This is a genomic window from Evansella sp. AB-P1, from assembly GCF_029688925.1.
Lineage (GTDB): Bacteria > Bacillota > Bacilli > Bacillales > Salisediminibacteriaceae > Evansella.
Window position 1 is genome coordinate 223,081 of record NZ_JARUKY010000001.1, and the last position, 19,406, is coordinate 242,486.

Sequence of the window (19,406 nt, forward strand, 5' to 3'; positions counted from 1 at the left end):
CGGGAAGAATGACGGCTTCATTCTTCCCGCATTTTCGTATTTTCAGGGTAGACCGCCCGTGCAAGTGAAGGCTTGCACCATGGCGCATGAAAATGTTCTTTCTAAAGTATACTACCTTCCCGCAATTCTTCTTATCTCCATTTGCAGGCTCATTGGCGACCTTCTATATTCCTGCAAACCTTCCTTTACCGATTTGCAGGCTTATTGACGGCCTTCTATACTACTGCAAATCTCTTTTACCGATTTGCAGGCTTATTGACGGCCTTCTATACTACTGCAAATCTCTTTTACCGATTTGCAGGCTTATTGACGGCCTTCTATACTACCGCAAATCTCTTTTACCGATTTGCAGGCTTATTGGCGGCCTTCTATATTACCGCAAATCTCTTTTACCGATTTGCAGGCTTATTGACGACCTTCTATACTACCGCAAATCTCTTTTACCGATTTGCAGGCTTATTGGCGGCCATCTATATTACCGCAAACCTCTTTTACCGATTTGCAGGCTTATTGGCGGCCATCTATATTACCGCAAACTTCTTTTACCGATTTGCAGGCTCATTGGCGGCTTCTATCTTATTTTCAGGGTAGACCGCCGATGCAAGCAAAACTTGCACCATGAAGGATGAAAATTATACATCAGGTTGGTTCATTCGTTACTGGTGAACGCTTTCCGTGGGGCACGGCCTCAACTTCCTACCACTTACTCAGTAAGTGGTAGGGGATTTTCGGACTCGTACTGATCCCACTGGAGTCGTCACCATTCACTACTGAACTGTTTTTATTTTCAGGGTAGACCCGATGCAAGTGAAGTTTGCACCAGGACGTATGAAAATTGCACGTCTAAGTTATTTTGCCGAATCATTCTTTAATCAGAAGTCGCTGTTATTAGTCATTAAAAAACACCATTCCATTTTGGGAACGGTGAAATTAAAAATCCAAATGAGAGTAAAAATCAATATTCTGAATCTCATTTAATTTTAACTAATCCATCCCACTTCCCTACGCTGGTATGAACCAGATCAGGTTCCAAGGGACCAAGGAAATCCTTGTCTCAGCTCAACATGCCTTGATACTAATGTTTATAATCCATGTTCGTATAGCGCCCCTAGTGGCTATTTTTTTATATTAAAAATGAACACATACAGAGTTTATTTAATCCTACCATATAGTTCAGGATGATGTGAAGGTTTTAAACTTGGATTAGTCGTAGAAATGGTTCACAAGAGTGAGGTTGTTTGTTATGATGTTAATGGAAAGTTAATAAGTATAGAAAAATATTAGCTAGGGGTGCCCATGTTTTGGCTGAGAGGATGATGAAAAATCCAACCCTTTGAACCTGACTTGGATAAAACCAACGTAGGGAAGCGAACTAGTAGACGTAATTTATTTTTACAGTTTATTGAGCTCGCCTCCAACGGCGGGCTTTTCTATATTTATCAGTGAATATTTAGTCAGAACACTGTCATATTTGTTCATAACGTAACAATTCATAACTTTATTTTTAATAAAGTAATTAACAGCCCAAGAATGGAGGATCCAAAATGAAAGATGAATTAATTATTGGAGGGAAGGTACTGCAAAACAGACTATTTGTAGGTACTGGTAAATATGCGGATCATAAGGAAATGAAAGAAGCGATTCAAGCGTCTTCTTCAGAGGTAGTGACAGTTGCTCTACGTAGAGTAAACGTAGAGGCAAATGAAGAGGACATTTTATCAGATATTCCAGAGAATATAACGTTAATGCCAAATACGTCTGGTGCTCGAAATGCAGAGGAAGCGATTCGTATTGCTCGTTTATCAAAGGCATGTGGCATGGGGAATTGGATTAAAATAGAAGTGATTTCAGATCACAAATATTTATTACCAGATAATGATGAGACAACGAAAGCAACTGAAGTTTTATCAAAGGAAGGATTTGTTGTTTTACCTTACATGAGTCCTGATTTAATGGCAGCTAAACGGATGAAGGATGCTGGTGCTGCTGCAATTATGCCTTTAGGTGCCCCAATAGGATCTAACAAAGGGATTCGCATGAAGGAAATGATTCAGATTATGGTTGATGAAATGGACTTGCCTATCATTGTGGATGCTGGTATTGGTAAACCATCAGAAGCAGCGGAAGCGATGGAAATGGGAGCAGATGCAGTACTAGTAAATACTGCTATTGCAACAGCTGCAGATCCAATTCAAATGGCAAAAGCCTTTGATTATGCGGTTAAAGCTGGCCGAATCGGTTATTTATCTGGACTAGGTCCTGTATCAACAAAGGCTAACGCATCTTCACCGCTAACAGGATTTTTAGGGTAGGCCGGCCCATGCAAGTGAAGACTTGCACCATGGAGAATGAAAGCTAATTACAATCCAATTGGAATGAGTGGAATCCCACGAGACTCCTGCGGGAGAGTGATCGAGACGAGACACCGGCAAGGCATAGCCTGAGGAGGCTTGGCAGATCACCAGCGGAGAAGACACTGTGATTGCGGAACGTAGTGAAGCAGAGCAGATGTCGCACTGATCCTACTGGAGTCGTCACCCTTCACAACTGAACCTGTGTATTTTCAGGGTAGACCTTCATTGAAAACTAATTAGCTTTTAATGAATCAGCTAAGGCACCAAATGAACAAAAAAGGTGGTTTTAAAATGACTTTTTATAATAAATTCGTAGAGGTAAAAGATTTACCTTTCCATGATATGTTCCAAGCAGTAACACCATTAGATGTGGAACGAGTTCTTGGAAAAGAACGGTTAACAGAACAAGATTATTTTGTTCTATTATCACCGGCTGCAGAAAATTATTTAGAGCAAATGGCTCAAAAAGCACACAAGCTTACAGTACAGCATTTTGGGAAAACAATGCAATTATATCTTCCGTTGTATTTGTCTGATCACTGTGTGAACATATGTAAATATTGTAGCTTTAGCTTAGACAATGATTTTCCAAGACGTCGTTTAACGATGGAGGAAATTGATAGAGAATCAAAGGTCATTGCAGATATGGGTATTAAACACATTATTTTATTGTCAGGAGAATCAAAGCTACATTCTTCTATCGATTACCTAAAGGAAAGCTTAAAGGTATTAAAAAAATATTTCTCATCAATAGCAATTGAGATTCAGCCACTTGATCAAGATGAGTACGGGGAATTATTTAAACATGGAATTGATGGGTTAACTGTTTATCAAGAGGTTTATAACGAAGTAATTTATCGTGACATTCATGTGAAAGGTCCGAAAAAGGACTTCCGCTATCGGCTAGATACACCAGAACGTGGTGCAAAAGCTGGAATGAGATCGTTAAATATTGGTGCATTACTTGGGATGGATGACTGGAGAAAGGAAAGCTACATTACAGGATTACATGCAAGCTATTTGCAAAATAAATTTTTAGAGACTGAGGTAGGAGTTTCTTTCCCGCGAATGCGCCCGCATGCAGGAAGCTTCCAACCGAAAGTCAACGTTACGGATAAAAATCTTGTGCAAGCATTATTGGCAATTCGTTTATTCTTACCTCGATCGGGCATTAATATTTCTACAAGAGAAACACCTGAATTTAGAGAAGCATTGCTTCCTTTAGGGGTAACGAAAATGTCAGCTGCATCCTCCACTGTTGTAGGGGGATATTCTGAACCAGATGTGACTCAAAGTCAATTTGAAATTTCAGATGATCGTTCTGTGGAAGAAATAAAGAACCTTCTTAAATCAAAGGGCTACCAACCAGTACTAAAAGACTGGGAACTCGTATAGACACAAAATTGTCGGGAACCTGTTCCCCGACAATTTTGTGAACGGAAGCATGATTACTTAGGAGTGTAATAATGAGTAACAACATTGAGATTCATGTTATTTCTAATGGAAAGCTGTCTTTAAATGAGTTTGCTGAAAAGGCAACGATAATTGACCCGTACGTGAGCTATTTTCATATTAGGGAAAAAGAACGTTCAGCAAAGGAACTTGTGGAAGGAGTTAAATTACTTGTTCATGCAGGGATTCCTTTATCAAAAATCATCATAAATGATCGAGTAGATGTTGCAGTAGCAATGAAAACAGTGGGTGTCCAATTGGCTTATCATAGTTTAGCTACTCAACAAGTACAATCCACATTTCCAAAACTACGGGTTGGTCAATCTGTCCATTCTATAGAAGAAGCGCAAGAAGCTGAAAGAGCTGGTGCTGATTATGTTCTATTCGGTCATATTTTCCCATCTAAATCAAAGCCCGATCTTCAGCCTAGAGGAACGGGAGTATTAAAGGAAATGACAGAATTAATAAACATACCTGTAATAGCACTTGGTGGTATAGATCCGAATAATGTAAACGAAATAGTAGACTCGGGAGCAAACGGATTTGCTATTATGTCAGGTATTCTAGAGGCAGAAGAGCCGCTATCTATGATAAAATCATATGTGAATAGGGGGAATAAAGAATGATAGTTCAAGTCAATGGGAAGAGAAGTGAGCTCCCTGATTCAATTAAATCAATAGCTGAGCTTTTAGCTCATTATGAATTGGATAAAAAAGTAGTCATTGTCGAAATGAATGAAACGATTGTAGATCGAAACGAACATGACAATACAATTATCCAAGAGGGAGATAAAATAGAACTCGTTCAATTCGTTGGTGGTGGATGATAAAGAAGGAGTGCAGTCAGCGTGACTAATCGTTATTCAAGGCAAATCTTGTTCCAAAATATAGGGGAGCAAGGTCAACAAAAAATACAAAGTAAACATGTTCTAGTGGTTGGTGCAGGAGCTCTAGGAACAGGTTTAGGAGAAAATCTTGTTCGAGCAGGTGTAGGAAAAGTAACAATTGTTGATCGTGATTACGTGGAATTTAGCAATCTGCAGAGACAACAGCTTTATACTGAAAGTGATGCTATAAATCGCATTCCTAAAGCAGTTGCTGCTAAAAAAAGATTAAAAGAAATTAATTCAGATGTGACGATTGTGAGTCATGTACTAGATGTTACGAAGGAAGAACTGGAAGACTTAATTAAAGGTGTAGATATTATCGTTGACGGAACAGATAACTTTGACACTCGTTTATTAATCAATGATATTGCACAGAAATACAATATACCTTGGGTGTATGGTGCTTGTGTAAGCAGTTATGGATTAAGCTATACAATTATACCAGGAGAAACCCCTTGTTTAAATTGCTTATTAGAGACGGTTCCATTAGGAGGAGCTACTTGTGATACGGTAGGAGTTATTAGTCCTGTCGTCCAAATGGTGGTTGCCCATCAAACAACGGAAGTACTTAAATTGCTCGTTGGTGATAAGGAATCACTTCGGAAGAAACTTGTATCTTTTGATTTATGGAAAAATGATCATATGTCTATTAATGTAGATAAAGTGAAAAAATCAAGCTGTCCATCTTGTGGCGACAATCCTACTTATCCATTTTTATCATATGAACATGAAACGAAGTCAACGGTTTTATGTGGAAGGAATACTGTGCAAATTCGTCCACCAAAGCCAGTGGACAGAGATTTAAATCAATTAAAGGATATTTTAACAAATCAAGGAACAGGAACTATTGAGCAAAATCCTTATTTACTTTCATATACCTTTGGAGAAAAAAGAATGGTATTTTTTAAGGATGGTCGTGTTCTTGTTCATGGTACAAATGATATTTCAGAAGCAAAGACGCTGTATCATCGAATCATAGGGTAGACCTCCAATGCAAGTGGAAATTTGCACCATGGGGGATGAAAATGTTCTTACTAAGGTGTTCATTCGTTTCAGGCAGGCGCTTTCCGTGGGGCGCGGCCTCAACTTCCTAAAACTTACACAGTAAGCTTTTAGGGGATTTTCGGCTCGCACTCTGATCCCACTGGAGTCGCTGCCTTCCACTACTGAACGGTTCTATTTTCAGGGTAGAGTATATAGTTTTTTATACAGAAAGAGAGATTTCCATCAATTATTGAAGGAAATCTCTCTTTATTTGGCTTCATAATTAGACTAGCTATTAAAATTCTAGTTCCTCAATTGGCTGGACGTCCTCACCAGTGTCCATAAATCGGATCGTAATCTCGTCACCTTCATCGATAAAAACTGCACGAGGATAGGAGGAAGAATTAATTGTAAATATTCGATCGTAGCCTTCAATCAAAATACGTACAGTAACAGTATCTTCTCGGTCCCATTTATATACCCGTTCAACATTAGCCGTAATTTCAACAAGGTCCGTAATTTCACCAGGTATAACATCATCGTCAATTCTAGAAGATAATGCTAATGAATAGGCGCTAAAGGATTCTCTTTTTGTAGGGCCGTAACCATAAACACTTTCACTGCTTGCGTTTACAAGCATTATCTGTCGTAAAACAGAGTTACGGTCCATTAACGGAACAACCCAAGTATACTGCCCATAAATATTATAAAGGGTTGGTGCACCGGCTACATAATCATCGCGGACAAAGGTACGTTCAGCAAGGTTCATTGCTGTTCGACCATTTAACATACCACTGGCGTCACGGAAATATCGAAGCTCACCGGTTCTAGCATCAAACATTGTGAATCCTACCATAGAATTAGAGTTTTGTCCTTCCCCTACTAGTCGCATATGATCTGTAAACCAATTTTGATTCAATTCAGAATCAATAACTCCAGTCACTGAATCATCTACTCCCCAAGCTGTCGGTTGTGTTAAGCCTTCACGTCCAATATAACGATTCATTAAACCGTGCTTATACACACCGAACCAATTGTTACGTTCGTCAGCAATATGAGGAGGATAAATTCGATTTACCCATTCTGGAGCATCTTCTTTTGGGTATTGCTCCATCTCCCCAGTTGCAGGATCAACGATTATAATACCATCTACATCTGCAACGCGACGAAATTCTGTATAATGTCCATAACTTATAATGTAATATGGATTACCTTCAGTATCAATTTCAAATGTAGTATCTAGCATCAATACATCAGGATATGCCGATCGGACATGACGTTCTAAGTTTTCATGAAAAAAAGCAGATGGCACATACGTCATATCATGAAGAACTAATTCAGGCTCCGATTGTGGATTCTCTGCATTTACAATAATGTATCCAGGAGCTGCGTTACTGCGATACCAACGAAAAATTCCATCATATTCAATTGGTGTTACCCAAAAAAGTGTTTCATTAATACGTTGTATTCTAGTTTCTCCTAAGTCGTAAAAAGCAGGGTTATCTAATTGCCCCATAAGCACATCTGAACGATAACGTGCAAAATTCAAAGGAACTACAGGTATATTCTGTTCGCTAACGGGATTTAAGTCTTCAACTGTAACTTCTTCCCCACCAGCTATGTTGTACTTTGCGTCAGCTAAGAATAGCGGTTGAATGATCCAAAAAATAATAAAGGCTAAAAGAATAACAACCCCAGCTCCAGCTCCAGTTACTGCTGACTGTTTTCGGAACGTTTTTTTAAAGGAAAAAACAATAGAATTATCAACGATTAAGCCAATACCGATAATTGGTAGATAATACGTAATAATTGCAGTTACCGTTTGGTCTAATAAACCAACATAAAACAACATAATTCCGTAAATAAATCCTAAAATGTATCGGGCAGGTATCCATTTTCTAAAAAACTTTCCTCGCCACCACTCCAATTGTAATGGTAAAAATAGTAGACCTAACAGAAGACTAATTAATAGCATTTGCAGCAAAATCATCACCTCTTCATAATAATTATAACTTCAGAATGAACTCTGTTTAAGGACCGGCCTCGAAAGACTATCGTACACTTAATGTAACAGAGTAAAAATTAATACCGGACAATAGAAAAAGGAACTTGTCCTTATGTTATATAGGTTATCTATCCTTGAAAATGATACCATTATAGCATTCAAGAGTCTATAAGATCCTTCTTTATATACGTATTACTAACTCTTATGTTTCATATTAGAACCCTGTTTTTTAATATTGTCTCTCGATTTTTGATACAATAGAGGAGCAAAAAATGTATTTATATATGAGGATGATTATAAATGAGTATGCTACGTGTAGAAAACTTACATAAAACGTATGGAGAGAAGGATTTGTTTAATCACATTTCCTTTAATATTGAAGAAAAAGATCGAATTGGATTAATAGGTGTCAATGGAACCGGTAAATCTACCTTATTAAAGGTATTAGCGGGCATCGAAGGGAAAGAGGATGGTCAGTTATATCATTCAAATAATTTTGAAATAGAATATCTTCCACAGGAACCACAATTAAAGGAAGAGTTAACGGTACTAGATCAAGTTTACTTCGGTGAAGCTACAATCATGCGTGTCATGCGCGAGTATGAATCGGCTTTATTGGAGTTAGAGAAGAATCCTTTAGATGAAGGGCTTCAAAACAAAGTTGCGAAAGTTCAGGAAAAAATGGATGAAGCTGAGGCGTGGGACGCCAATACAATTGCAAAAACTATTTTAACAAAGCTCGGTATTACAGACTTTACAAGACAAGTAAGGCATCTTTCTGGTGGACAAAAAAAGAGGGTTGCTATTGCGAATGCATTAATTCAACCAGTAGATTTACTTCTGCTAGATGAACCTACAAACCATCTTGATAATGATACGATTGAATGGTTAGAGCAATTTTTAGCTAATTATCGTGGGGCACTATTACTTATTACACATGATCGTTATTTTTTAAATCGTGTTACGAATCGCATTTTTGAGCTCGATCAAGGATCTCTTTATCAATATGAAGGGAATTATGAGTTGTTTTTAGAGAAAAGAGCAGAACGGGAAGAAATAGCTAGTCAACGCCAAACAAAGCTTAATAATTTGTTAAGAAGAGAGATTGCTTGGTTAAAGCGGGGAGCTAAAGCAAGAACCACGAAGCAAAAAGCTCGTATTCAACGAGTGGAAAAGCTACAAGAGGAGAAGTATGTTACAGAAAAAGGAGATTTAGATTTTGCCATTGGCTCTACGCGATTAGGTAAAGATGTAATCGAACTTTCTCAGGTGACGAAAACGTTAGATGGGAAGAGATTATTTCATAATTTAGATTATCTCGTTGTTCCAGGTGAACGATTAGGTATCATTGGTCCAAATGGATCAGGGAAATCTACTCTTCTAAATGTAATAGCTGGCCGAGTTGCACCAGATAGTGGTCATGTTAAAGTAGGGGAAACAGTCAAAATTGGGTACTATACACAAGAACATGAAGATCTAGACTCTTCTATTCGTATAATCGACTATATTAAGGAAATTGCTGAGGTTGTTCACACTGTTGATGGACGAGTAATAACTGCTGAACAAATGCTCGAACGTTTTTTATTTGATCGACCGATGCAGTGGACGTATATTCATCGTTTGTCTGGGGGAGAAAGAAGAAGATTATATTTGTTAAAAGTGTTAATGGGGGAGCCTAATGTTTTGTTTTTAGATGAACCGACAAATGATCTAGACACTCAAACCTTAACTGTACTAGAGGACTATTTAGACCAATTCCCTGGTGTAGTTGTAACGGTCTCTCATGATCGTTACTTTTTAGACAGAGTGGTTGAAAAATTGTTAGTTTTCGAAGGTGATGGTCAAGTAAGTCGTTACTTTGGATCGTATAGCGAACTGATGGAAGAGAGAAAAAGTCAAGAAGATGTAAAGTCAAGTACACCAAGTACTGAAAATAAAGAAAACCTAAGAGAAAACAAAGAGTCGAAGCAAGAGAAACCGAAAAAATTATCTTATAAAGATCAACAAGAGTGGGATCAAATTGAGGACAAGATCGCTGCCTTAGAAGAAAAGAAGGAACAACTTGAAAAGGGAATTATCGATGCAGGTAGTAACCTTGATGAAATTCGAGATCTATATGATGAACAAAAGAAAGTAGAAGAAGCTTTAGATTCTGCTATGGAACGATGGGAAGAACTTTCTCTCCTAGTAGAAGAAATAGAATCAGCAAGAAATAATTGAAAATGTCACAAAAAAGTGCGGGACATGGTCTCGTACTTTTTTGTGACAATATTATATAAAATTTGTAAACAGAGGTTATTCATTGCGGATAGTGGGTACACCATAAATAAGGATCGTATATAACAAAGAGGGGGAATCATCAATGACGGTAACAAAAGAAGAGGTCCTTCAGCTTATAGATCAGTTAACAGATGGGGAGTTACGCATTGTCTACACATTTATTCAAGAATACAGAATTGCAGTAGAAGAAGAAGAGATGATGAGAGGATATGACGAAGATAAAGAAATAAATTAAACACCATATATTAGTTATGAAGTAACATTACTACGAATGAATATTAGAGTTTTAAGAATTTTCACAATTGATGGAAAATCCTTTAGCATGCTGGGTTTCGAGAAACGGCATGTTTTTTGTTGTAATTCGTGTACTAGCCATCTATTCTCGACTTTGAGCAGAATTTTGTCCGTATATGAACCAAATATTTCCTTCCTATGAGCTGAATTTTGATTTCTATGAGCCGATTGGTTTCCACTATTGGAGATAGTATGAAGCCAAGTTGTTTTTCTAAGAGCCGAAATTAGTTGTCTATTGAGTCTAATTCCATCATCTATGAGCATCACACCTACACACCAAAACCACCACAATATTCACACACATGACTCCAATTGTTTAGGAAGTGTCGTAAACTAATCAATGATTATTAGAAGGGTTCACTTTTAAGAAGGGGCATTGGTCACATGCAATTTCATTAGTAGTAAGTGATTGGTAGATCGCACACCAGGAACGTCTAGAAAAGCATATTGGAACATCCTTCTTATTGGCCTTATCTTTAATTTTCTTTGCTAAGTTATGATTAATGAAATCAGTTAAAACAAGTATAAGGTCGATATTATCAGGGATTTCCCGCTTAACCATTTGAACTTTACGACCGTCAATGTGAATGATTTCATGAAAGCCAACATCCTTTAAGTGGCTTGGTATTGCTCCTAATTTATCTCCACCAATAACTAATAATGATGCCACAATATATCTCTCCTATCGCAATAACATTTATTGAAAATGATAATCGTTATCAACCACATTCACCATAAGTATACAAAAAAAAGATTCCCACAGCAATACTCACTGAGGAAATCGTTTAAATTTATTAAAATACTAGAAGCTATTTTTTCTTTTTGTTACTTGATGTTTCAACCTTTTCCTCTTTAAAACCATAATGAACAAACTTTATAAGTTCCTTTATCACACCAATGTCCTTTAGAATAACTAAAATAACAAGGACAAAGGGACCAATAAATAACCCAAAGATACCGAAAAGTTGAAGACCAATAAATAGAGAAATTAAGACTGATAAAGCGTTAAGATTCATGCTAGAAGATAGAACCTTAGGCTCTATTGTCTGACGAACACCAACAGTTACACCGTACACGATTGCTATACCAATCCCTAAGCTAATATCACCTGTTATAAACAAGTAAACAAACCATGGAATTAGAATTGTCCCAGATCCTAAATAAGGTAGTATTTCAGCTATTCCTACAATCAAAGCAATCGTTAATGCATGCTCTATTCGAAGTATGGAAAGTCCTACTAATACAATTATAGATGCAATTCCCATTAAAATAATTTGGGCTCGTAAAAACCCAAGAACGCGAAAACGGAATATGTGACGGAACTCTCTACCTTTTTTTAAGAAGATAGCTGGAAATGTGTCTAATACTTTTTTAGTAATTCCGTCCCATTCCTTTCCTATAAAATAAAAAGCTAGGAATATAAAGAAAAAAGCAATTAGGAAGGTTGGAATAGACATAATTAAATTAGTTAAGGCATCTGCTACTTTTTGTCCCATTTCTCCAAACATGGTTGCTAGCTGGCCACCTAATTGTGTAATACCTTCTTGTAGTGTCTGTTGTTGCTCAGGTGTTAACGAATCCATAAATCCAGTGAAATTATGCCACAAAGGTAATATTCGTTGATTGAAAAATTCTTGTACTTGAATAGACCCTGTCTCAATCCATGTTGGTACATTGTCTGAAATGCTCCTTACACCAAAGATAATGAGGAAAACAATTCCAGTAAAGAAAGCGATAAGGGTTCCTAATCCAATAAGTAAGGCTACAAGGACAGCAAGTCCATTTGGAAACTTAACCTTACTACGCATAATACGAATTAAAGGTAAGAACATCCAAACTAAAATACTTGCAATCCAAAAAGGATAAGAAATTGTGAAGAGCCAGCCAACAAACCATATAGCACCAAAAGTTAATATTACTAAAGCTAGAAATCTTGCGATAATCCATCCGTGGGATTTTGTCATGACTGTCCTCCTCAAATATGTTCATTTAACTCAGTTATGTATTAAGTATTTGTTAATAATTTAGTCATACTACGAGTAGAAAAGTGTAATAACTTATTACTTTTTACTATTATAGACGATGCTCCTCTTTATCATAGCAGAAAATTCCATATGAGAAAATTAAACGAATTGACAGGAAGAATTTTTTGTTAATAGCGTTTTAAATTGGTATAGTATGGAGAGAAAACAGAGAAATTATAGGAGGTTTGTGATGAACTATATTATTATAACTGGCGCATCAAAAGGTCTAGGGGAAGCCGCTGTTGAAGCACTATTAAAGCCTAATTATCATCTTATTACTGTTGCAAGGACAAAAAATGAACAAATGCTAAAGGAAGCAAAGGAAAAAGGAACTAAAATTGATAATATACAGTACGATTTAAATAATGTGGAATCCCTTCCAAGCTTAATGGATACAATTTTCTCTTATGTTGATGTAAAAATTGCTCAAAGTATTCACTTTATAAACAATGCTGGTATTTTACAGCCAATGAAGCCAATTGAAAAATGTAATTCAGAAGAAATCACAAAAAATATCAATGTTAATCTAATAGCACCAATGATACTCGTATCAGAGTTTATTAAAAAAACGACAGACCTCCCTATAGAAAAAAGAGTAATAAATATTTCATCTGGAGCAGGAAAAAGTCCAATTTTTGGTTGGGGGTGCTACGGTGCCTCGAAAGCAGGTGTCGATTTATTTAGTCAAACAGTTGGAATTGAAGAAAACGAAAAATCCCATCCCGTCAAAATAACTTCATTCGCACCAGGTATTGTTGATACAGGAATGCAAAAAGAAATACGTTCAACAAAAAAAGAAGATTTTGCACAAGTAGACAAGTTCATTGACTATAAAGAGGAAGGAAAATTACTTGCCCCAAGTACAGTAGCGAAAGTGATCGTAGAGCTATTAGAAGTAGTTGATTTCCCTACAGGAAAAGTAACATCAGTAAAAGAGTATTTATAGAGGATGTTCAAAAAGTCCGGGGAAAATATCTGTCGAATCTCTGCGTTGGCTTGCTTTTCCGTTCCTCACGAATTAAAAGCATACGCTGCGGTACTCAAAGCTACCCCGCCTTGATCTTTCGACGCACAGGACGTGCTAGTGTCGGCGTTGCAACAGGACGTTGCGACTTTAGCCGACTCGGCTATTTTTATTCTCCTTTTTGAACACGCACTTATAAAAAATGAAACAATTAGAGGAAAAAAGGGAAACACTTTTTATTCCATTAGTGCAGAGAATAATTTCGAAATGAACGGAATAAAATATAAAAATAGTAATTATAAAACTCTTACATTATCTTTAAAAACAAATGTAAGAGTTTTTCATAACTATAATTAATGTAGTTTGAAAGAAAATAGAAAAAGAAAAAAACATAGAAATATTTGTGTTTTTTTTCGTCATATTGTAACCTTTATCTAAAGTTAGAATTGCAAAATAGAATAAAAAACTCGTATAAAATAATTCAATAGTTAGAAAACAACAATTGCTACACTACTTCATTCGTTCTTCACATACTCATAAAAGCAAACATAACAACGTTTTAACTCTACAGATACACACACCTACGATCAAATCACTCAAAGTAAAAAAAACTCATTACCGAAAGATAACAGTAATGTACCTCAGTCCTGCAAAAAGTTATTTACCCGCAACACACCAAGAGAAACTTACAAACCAAAAGTATATAAATGGAGCATTTTTTATAGGGAGAAACAATATCAATATAATAAACAAAATATTATAATTTTTCTGACAATACAGAAAATATTTTGTATACTAGAAGTGTCTCTATTTTTTTGAGGAGGTGTGTTCATGAATTAAAAGAATTTATGGCCTTATTAATTCATTAAAAGCTAGTAACTATAAAATAATGAAACTATAAATTATTAAAGGAGGTTTACTATGAGAGAGTCAGTTGAATGGATGGTAGGTGGTCAGCAAGGTGAAGGTGTTGATTCTACTGGTGAATTGTTTGCAAAAACGTTAGTACGTTACGGTTATTCTGTTTCCACCTATAAACAGTTTATGTCCAGGATTAAAGGTGGACATACAAATTACAAGATCAAGGCTACTGAAAAGCAGAACTATTATTCAGGTGATGGTATTGATATTTTATTGTGTTTAGATAAGGAAACGCTTCCAAAAAATGAACAATCTCTTAACCAGGGGGCTGTTGTGATCCAAGAAGGGAAAGAGATTCTTGTAGAAGCTGGTCAAGCTTCAACGGGTGTATCTTATACCACCTTTACCCTTCCTTTAAAGAAAATCGCAACAGATCTAGGAAATCCTCTTGCCAAAAATATGATTGCCTTAGGTATTAGTGCAGGTTTAGTTGAATTACCTGTTGAAATTTTAAATGGATTCATAGAAGAAATTTTCGGTAAAAAAGGTGAGGAAGTAATCAATTCCAATAAGCAAGCTGTACTAAAAGGAGTAGAACTCACAAAGGAACATGTTCCAAACCAAATTAAGCCTTTAAGTGTAGTTCCTGTATCAAATCAGTTGTTTATTTCTGGTAATGAAGCAACGGCATTTGGAAGTTTGATGGCAGGTTGTCGCTATCTTAGTGCATACCCTATTACACCGGCAAGTGAAGTAATGGAGTGGTTATCTGATGAGCTTCCAAAGGTTGGAGGTACTGTCATGCAAGTGGAAGATGAAATCGCCGGTATTTGTTTTGCCATTGGTGCGAGTTACAGTGGTACACGTGCTATGACATCTACGTCGGGTCCAGGATTAAGTCTTAAAACGGAAGCATTGGGAATGGCCGGGATGAGTGAGGTTCCAATTGTGATTGTTAACTCACAGCGTGGTGGGCCATCTACCGGTTTACCTACTAAGCACGAGCAAAGTGACTTACAGCAAATGATTTATGGTACACATGGGGAAATCCCTCGAATTGTTCTTTATGCAGCAACAATTGAGGATGCTTTCTATATAGCTGCGGAAGCCTTTAACTTGGCAGATCAATACCAGTGTCCGGTTATTGTTGGTTTAGATTTAGGGTTGTCAATGAACAAAATGACTGTTCCTACCTTTGATTCTAAACGAGTAAAGATTGATCGAGGAAAGCTTATAACAGATGAGGAGGCAAAAGATTTTAACGAAACTCATTTCAAGCGGTACCGTTTAACCGAGGATGGAATTTCTCCAAGACCGTTACCAGGAATGCCTCATGCTGTTCATACAACTAGTTCCAACGAGCACGACGAAAGCGGATATATCTCGGAGGATCAAACAAATCGTATAAATATGATGAGAAAACGTTTAGAGAAAGTACGAGATGCCATGATTCAAGAACCATTTAAATATGATGACAATGGTGGAGAATCAGAAATTGTTTTAGTTGGAATGGGTTCTACGTATGGAATGATACAAGAAACAATTAAGCAGTTGAATGAAGAAGGTGTTATTAACGCTTCCCATATACACATTCAACAGCTTTATCCGTTACCGATAGATAAATTGCAACCACTTATAGATGGGAAACGCGTTGTCACTGTTGAAAATAATTATAATGGTCAATTATTACAGTTATTAAGACAGCATGCACCTATTCACAACAATTCAGAGGCAATCACGCAGTATGACGGAGATCCATTTACGGTTAGTACCATTGCAAAACAAGTGAAGGAGTTGATTTCATGGCAACGCTAAAGGACTTAAGAGGTGATACGCCGTCATGGTGTCCTGGATGTGGACATTTTAGTATTATGGCTGGTATTCAAAAAGCTGTCGTTCAATTAGGATATGAACCACATGAGTTTGCAATTATTTCTGGTATTGGCTGTTCAGGGAAAGTATCAGAATATGTGAGGACGAATGGATTTCATACAATTCATGGAAGGTCTGTCCCTGTCGCTCAAGGAGTGAAAATGGGGAATCCCGATCTAAAGGTTATTGCCTCAGGTGGAGATGGTGATGGCTATGGAATTGGGTTAGGACACTTCGTACATGCATCTCGAAGAAATATAGATATGTCCTATATTGTTATGGACAATAATATTTACGGGTTAACAAAGGGACAAACGTCTCCACGAAGTGAACATGGTTTTGTAACGAAAACAACAAAAGAAGGAAATAAGGAATACCCTGTTGACCCTGTTTCAACATCCTTAGCCAACGGTGCAACATTTGTTGCTCAAGCTTTTGCTGGAGATATTAAACAAATGGTAGATATCATTGAAAGAGCTATCGAACATAAAGGGTTTAGTCATGTAAATATTTATAGCCCATGTGTTACTTTCAATAAGGTGAATACGTACGATTTTTATAAAGAACGTTTAACCAAAATTGAAAAGCCATTTGAAGATCGTGATGAAGCATTGGCTAAGGTACGTGAGCTAAGTGGATTAGTTACAGGTGTATTATATGAAGAGAAACGACCAGATTTCCAAGGTAAATTAGGTATTGAATTCGACACACAATCTTGCACAAATGGAGAGATGGACGAGGACCTGTTTCATAAAATGGAGAAACAGTTTCAGTAACAGATGAAAGTATATTATAACAGAAATGACCCTACTCACCTTGATATGAGTGGGGTCTTTTTGTGTTTCTATAAAAAACGCTTTAATTGAATAAACTGTTTTACTGAAAAATGAACTCTGTATCACAATTCATAGAAGTGTCACAAATTAATGTTGTTATCGTATATTTTGTATTTTATACTAAGTATAGATACAAAATGTGAATGATTTCACAATAAACCATAATCCTTAAATAGTGGTTCAAGAAATCGTCAAAAAAACATCATGAAATAGTAATATTAATAAGCGTAGTTTTTTGAGATAATAATTATACGTTAGTTAACAAGGATTACATGGTATTAAACATATATATGGTGAAAAAGATATTACAAATGGAGGGGTTAAAATGGAAGCAACAAAAAATGTTAAACATGCTTGGGAAGGTTTCGTCGGGGACAAATGGCAGAATGAAGTGAATGTTCGTGAATTTATTCAAGCGAACTATCGTCTATATGATGGTGATGAAAGCTTTCTTTCTGATGCAACGGAAGCAACAAAAGATCTTTGGAAGCAAGTAATGGAACTTACGAAAGAAGAAAGAGAAAGAGGTGGAGTTTACGATTTAGATACAAAGATTGTATCAACAATTACTTCACATGGTGCAGGCTACCTGAACAAGGAAAAAGAAAAAGTTGTTGGAGTTCAAACAGATGTACCATTTAAGCGTTCTATGCAACCATACGGTGGTATTCGCATGGCAAAGGGTGCCCTGGAATCTTACGGTTATGAACTAGACAAAGATGTTGAAAAGATTTTTACTGACTATCGAAAGACACATAACCAAGGTGTGTTTGATGCATATACTCCTGAAATGCTTCTTGCTCGTAAAGTAGGAATTATCACTGGTTTACCAGATGCATATGGACGCGGTCGTATTATTGGTGACTATCGTCGAGTAGCACTTTACGGTGTAGATAAATTAATGGAAAGTAAAAAAGAAGAATTTTCTACCTTAACAGGGGCAATGACTGAAGATAAAATTCGCTTACGTGAAGAAATTTCTGAACAATATCGCGCACTACAAGAATTAAAGGAATTAGGAACTATATACGGATTTGATATTTCTCAGCCAGCAACAAACACCATCGAAGCATTCCAATGGTTATACCTTGGATACCTTGCAGCAATTAAAGAACAAAACGGTGCTGCAATGAGCTTAGGCCGTGTATCAACATTCTTAGACATCTACATTGAGAGAGATCTGGCAAACGGAACAATTACAGAAGAAGAAGTACAAGAAATTGTCGATCATTTCATCATGAAATTACGTTTAGTGAAATTTGCTCGTACTCCTGATTATAATGAACTATTCAGTGGTGACCCAACTTGGGTAACAGAATCAATTGGAGGAGTTGGAGAAGACGGACGTCCATTAGTAACGAAAAACTCGTACCGCTTTTTACACACGTTAAACAATCTTGGCCCAGCTCCAGAGCCTAACTTAACTGTACTTTGGTCTACTGCTTTACCGGAAGCATTCAAAAACTATTGCTCTAGAATGTCTATCGAAACAAGCTCTATTCAATACGAAAACGATGACATTATGCGTCCAGAATATGGTGATGACTACGGTATTGCTTGCTGTGTATCTGCAATGGCAATTGGTAAGCAGATGCAATTCTTCGGAGCACGTGCCAACCTTGGTAAAGCATTACTTTACGCAATCAATGGTGGTGTAGATGAAAAGGCGAAGAAGAAAGTAGCACCAGGAGTTGAACCAATTACATCAGAGTACCTTGATTATGATGAAGTTGTGAAAAACTATGATATCGTTCTAGAATGGTTAGCTGAGCTTTATATTAACACGTTAAACATTATTCACTTTATGCATGATAAATATAGCTACGAAAGAATTGAAATGGCGTTACACGACAAAGAAATTCGTCGTACGATGGCAACTGGAATCGCAGGACTTTCTGTAGTAGCAGATTCATTAAGTGCCATCAAGCATACAAATGTTAAAGTTATCCGTGACGAAGATGGTTTAGCTGTAGATTATGAAATTGAAGGGGAGTACCCTCAATACGGTAACGATGATGACAGAGTAGATGACATTGCAAAAGAGTTAGTTGTTAAGTTCTACAATATGTTGAAGAAGCATCACACTTACCGTAATGCAGAAACAACTATGTCTATCTTAACAATCACTTCTAATGTTGTGTATGGTAAGAAAACAGGTAACACTCCAGATGGGCGTAAAGACGGAGAGCCGTTCTCACCAGGTGCAAACCCATTACACGGTCGTGACAAAAAAGGTGCATTAGCATCCTTAAACTCTGTGGCAAAAATGCCATATAACTGCTCTTTAGATGGTATCTCGAACACATTCTCTATCGTACCAAAAGCGCTAGGAAGAGAAAAAGAAGACCAAAAGGGTAACTTATCTGCAATTCTAGACGGATACATGGAGAAAAAAGGACATCACTTAAACATTAACGTATTTGATCGCGAAACGTTATTAGATGCAATGGAACGTCCTGAGGAGTACCCACAATTAACAATTCGTGTTTCTGGATATGCAGTTAACTTCATAAAGCTTACTCGTGAGCAACAGATTGATGTTATTAACCGTACTTTCCACGAAAGCATGTAATAAAGATTAAGTATTTTTAAGG

Annotated in this window: 15 protein-coding genes and 2 riboswitches; of the genes, 12 read left to right on the forward strand and 3 right to left on the reverse strand. The window is 36.8% G+C overall.

All coding sequences use genetic code 11. The annotated features are described in order from the left end of the window. The first annotated feature begins 92 nt into the window (after nt 1-92). The 6 genes from QA612_RS01015 to QA612_RS01040 all read left to right on the forward strand — a co-directional run bounded on the left by QA612_RS01015 (nt 93) and on the right by QA612_RS01040 (nt 5,676). On the forward strand, nt 93-629 hold the full coding sequence (locus QA612_RS01015) for a hypothetical protein (RefSeq protein ID WP_278281868.1): 537 nt from the start codon (nt 93-95) through the stop codon (nt 627-629). Between the two features lie 353 nt (nt 630-982). Then, nucleotides 983-1,120: riboswitch (TPP riboswitch) on the reverse strand. 156 nt (nt 1,121-1,276) lie between these two features. Then, nucleotides 1,277-1,383, forward strand: a riboswitch (TPP riboswitch). A 161-nt stretch (nt 1,384-1,544) separates the two neighbouring features. Then, nucleotides 1,545-2,312: a thiazole synthase gene (locus tag QA612_RS01020; RefSeq protein ID WP_278281869.1), complete on the forward strand. Its 768-nt coding sequence runs from the start codon at nt 1,545-1,547 to the stop codon at nt 2,310-2,312. A 333-nt stretch (nt 2,313-2,645) separates the two neighbouring features. Next, nucleotides 2,646-3,749, forward strand: coding sequence for a 2-iminoacetate synthase ThiH (gene thiH / locus QA612_RS01025; RefSeq protein ID WP_278281870.1), 1,104 nt, complete (start codon nt 2,646-2,648; stop codon nt 3,747-3,749). A 71-nt stretch (nt 3,750-3,820) separates the two neighbouring features. After that, on the forward strand, nt 3,821-4,432 hold the full coding sequence (tenI, locus tag QA612_RS01030) for a thiazole tautomerase TenI (protein ID WP_278281871.1): 612 nt from the start codon (nt 3,821-3,823) through the stop codon (nt 4,430-4,432). After that, nucleotides 4,429-4,632 (forward strand): sulfur carrier protein ThiS, encoded by a 204-nt coding sequence (gene thiS, locus QA612_RS01035; RefSeq protein WP_278281872.1) that lies wholly within the window; start codon nt 4,429-4,431, stop codon nt 4,630-4,632. The genes tenI and thiS overlap by 4 nt, the downstream gene beginning before the upstream one ends. A 21-nt stretch (nt 4,633-4,653) precedes the next feature. Then, nucleotides 4,654-5,676, forward strand: coding sequence for a thiazole biosynthesis adenylyltransferase ThiF (locus tag QA612_RS01040; protein WP_278281873.1), 1,023 nt, complete (start codon nt 4,654-4,656; stop codon nt 5,674-5,676). A 295-nt stretch (nt 5,677-5,971) separates the two neighbouring features. Here QA612_RS01040 and QA612_RS01045 read toward each other — a convergent pair whose 3' ends face one another. After that, nucleotides 5,972-7,651 carry a hypothetical protein gene (locus tag QA612_RS01045; protein ID WP_278282109.1) on the reverse strand — a complete coding sequence of 560 codons (1,680 nt, stop codon included), beginning with the start codon at nt 7,649-7,651 and terminating at the stop codon, nt 5,972-5,974. 330 nt (nt 7,652-7,981) lie between these two features. Here QA612_RS01045 and QA612_RS01050 point away from each other — a divergent pair, with 330 nt between their 5' ends. Both QA612_RS01050 and QA612_RS01055 read left to right on the forward strand, forming a co-directional pair. Beyond that, nucleotides 7,982-9,901 (forward strand): ABC-F family ATP-binding cassette domain-containing protein, encoded by a 1,920-nt coding sequence (locus QA612_RS01050; RefSeq protein WP_278281874.1) that lies wholly within the window; start codon nt 7,982-7,984, stop codon nt 9,899-9,901. A 142-nt stretch (nt 9,902-10,043) separates the two neighbouring features. Then, nucleotides 10,044-10,196 (forward strand): hypothetical protein, encoded by a 153-nt coding sequence (locus QA612_RS01055; protein ID WP_278281875.1) that lies wholly within the window; start codon nt 10,044-10,046, stop codon nt 10,194-10,196. 396 nt (nt 10,197-10,592) lie between these two features. Here the strand turns inward: QA612_RS01055 and QA612_RS01060 are convergent, their stop codons facing one another. Together QA612_RS01060 and ytvI are read right to left on the reverse strand one after the other, a co-directional pair. Then, nucleotides 10,593-10,925, reverse strand: coding sequence for a DUF2325 domain-containing protein (locus QA612_RS01060; protein ID WP_278281876.1), 333 nt, complete (start codon nt 10,923-10,925; stop codon nt 10,593-10,595). Between the two features lie 139 nt (nt 10,926-11,064). Continuing rightward, complete coding sequence (gene ytvI, locus QA612_RS01065) at nt 11,065-12,219, reverse strand: sporulation integral membrane protein YtvI (protein WP_278281877.1); 1,155 nt, start codon at nt 12,217-12,219, stop codon at nt 11,065-11,067. A 250-nt stretch (nt 12,220-12,469) separates the two neighbouring features. Between ytvI and QA612_RS01070 the strand changes: the two genes are divergently transcribed. The 4 genes from QA612_RS01070 to pflB all read left to right on the forward strand — a co-directional run bounded on the left by QA612_RS01070 (nt 12,470) and on the right by pflB (nt 19,384). Next, complete coding sequence (locus tag QA612_RS01070) at nt 12,470-13,225, forward strand: (S)-benzoin forming benzil reductase (protein ID WP_278281878.1); 756 nt, start codon at nt 12,470-12,472, stop codon at nt 13,223-13,225. Nucleotides 13,226-14,164: 939 nt separating this feature from the next. Then, a complete protein-coding gene (locus tag QA612_RS01075; RefSeq protein ID WP_278281879.1) occupies nt 14,165-15,919 on the forward strand; it encodes a 2-oxoacid:acceptor oxidoreductase subunit alpha in 1,755 nt (584 codons plus the stop codon). Then, entirely contained in the window at nt 15,907-16,752 is an 846-nt protein-coding gene (locus tag QA612_RS01080) for a 2-oxoacid:ferredoxin oxidoreductase subunit beta (protein WP_278281880.1), read from the forward strand. Before QA612_RS01075 ends, QA612_RS01080 begins: the two co-directional genes overlap by 13 nt. 385 nt (nt 16,753-17,137) lie before the next feature. Further along, complete coding sequence (pflB, locus tag QA612_RS01085) at nt 17,138-19,384, forward strand: formate C-acetyltransferase (protein WP_278281881.1); 2,247 nt, start codon at nt 17,138-17,140, stop codon at nt 19,382-19,384. The last annotated feature ends 22 nt before the right edge of the window (nt 19,385-19,406 follow it).

Excerpts from the sequence above, each read along its gene's own strand:
- tenI (WP_278281871.1), top strand. The coding sequence starts at position 3,821 with ATGAGTAACAACATTGAGATTCATGTTATTTCTAATGGAAAGCTGTCT.
- QA612_RS01070 (WP_278281878.1), top strand. The coding sequence starts at position 12,470 with ATGAACTATATTATTATAACTGGCGCATCAAAAGGTCTAGGGGAAGCC.
- pflB (WP_278281881.1), top strand. The coding sequence starts at position 17,138 with ATGGAAGCAACAAAAAATGTTAAACATGCTTGGGAAGGTTTCGTCGGG.
- QA612_RS01020 (WP_278281869.1), top strand. The coding sequence starts at position 1,545 with ATGAAAGATGAATTAATTATTGGAGGGAAGGTACTGCAAAACAGACTA.
- QA612_RS01080 (WP_278281880.1), top strand. The coding sequence starts at position 15,907 with ATGGCAACGCTAAAGGACTTAAGAGGTGATACGCCGTCATGGTGTCCT.
- QA612_RS01075 (WP_278281879.1), top strand. The coding sequence starts at position 14,165 with ATGAGAGAGTCAGTTGAATGGATGGTAGGTGGTCAGCAAGGTGAAGGT.
- QA612_RS01015 (WP_278281868.1), top strand. The coding sequence starts at position 93 with ATGTTCTTTCTAAAGTATACTACCTTCCCGCAATTCTTCTTATCTCCA.
- thiS (WP_278281872.1), top strand. The coding sequence starts at position 4,429 with ATGATAGTTCAAGTCAATGGGAAGAGAAGTGAGCTCCCTGATTCAATT.
- QA612_RS01055 (WP_278281875.1), top strand. The coding sequence starts at position 10,044 with ATGACGGTAACAAAAGAAGAGGTCCTTCAGCTTATAGATCAGTTAACA.
- QA612_RS01045 (WP_278282109.1), bottom strand. The coding sequence starts at position 7,651 with ATGCTATTAATTAGTCTTCTGTTAGGTCTACTATTTTTACCATTACAA.
- thiH (WP_278281870.1), top strand. The coding sequence starts at position 2,646 with ATGACTTTTTATAATAAATTCGTAGAGGTAAAAGATTTACCTTTCCAT.
- QA612_RS01050 (WP_278281874.1), top strand. The coding sequence starts at position 7,982 with ATGAGTATGCTACGTGTAGAAAACTTACATAAAACGTATGGAGAGAAG.
- ytvI (WP_278281877.1), bottom strand. The coding sequence starts at position 12,219 with ATGACAAAATCCCACGGATGGATTATCGCAAGATTTCTAGCTTTAGTA.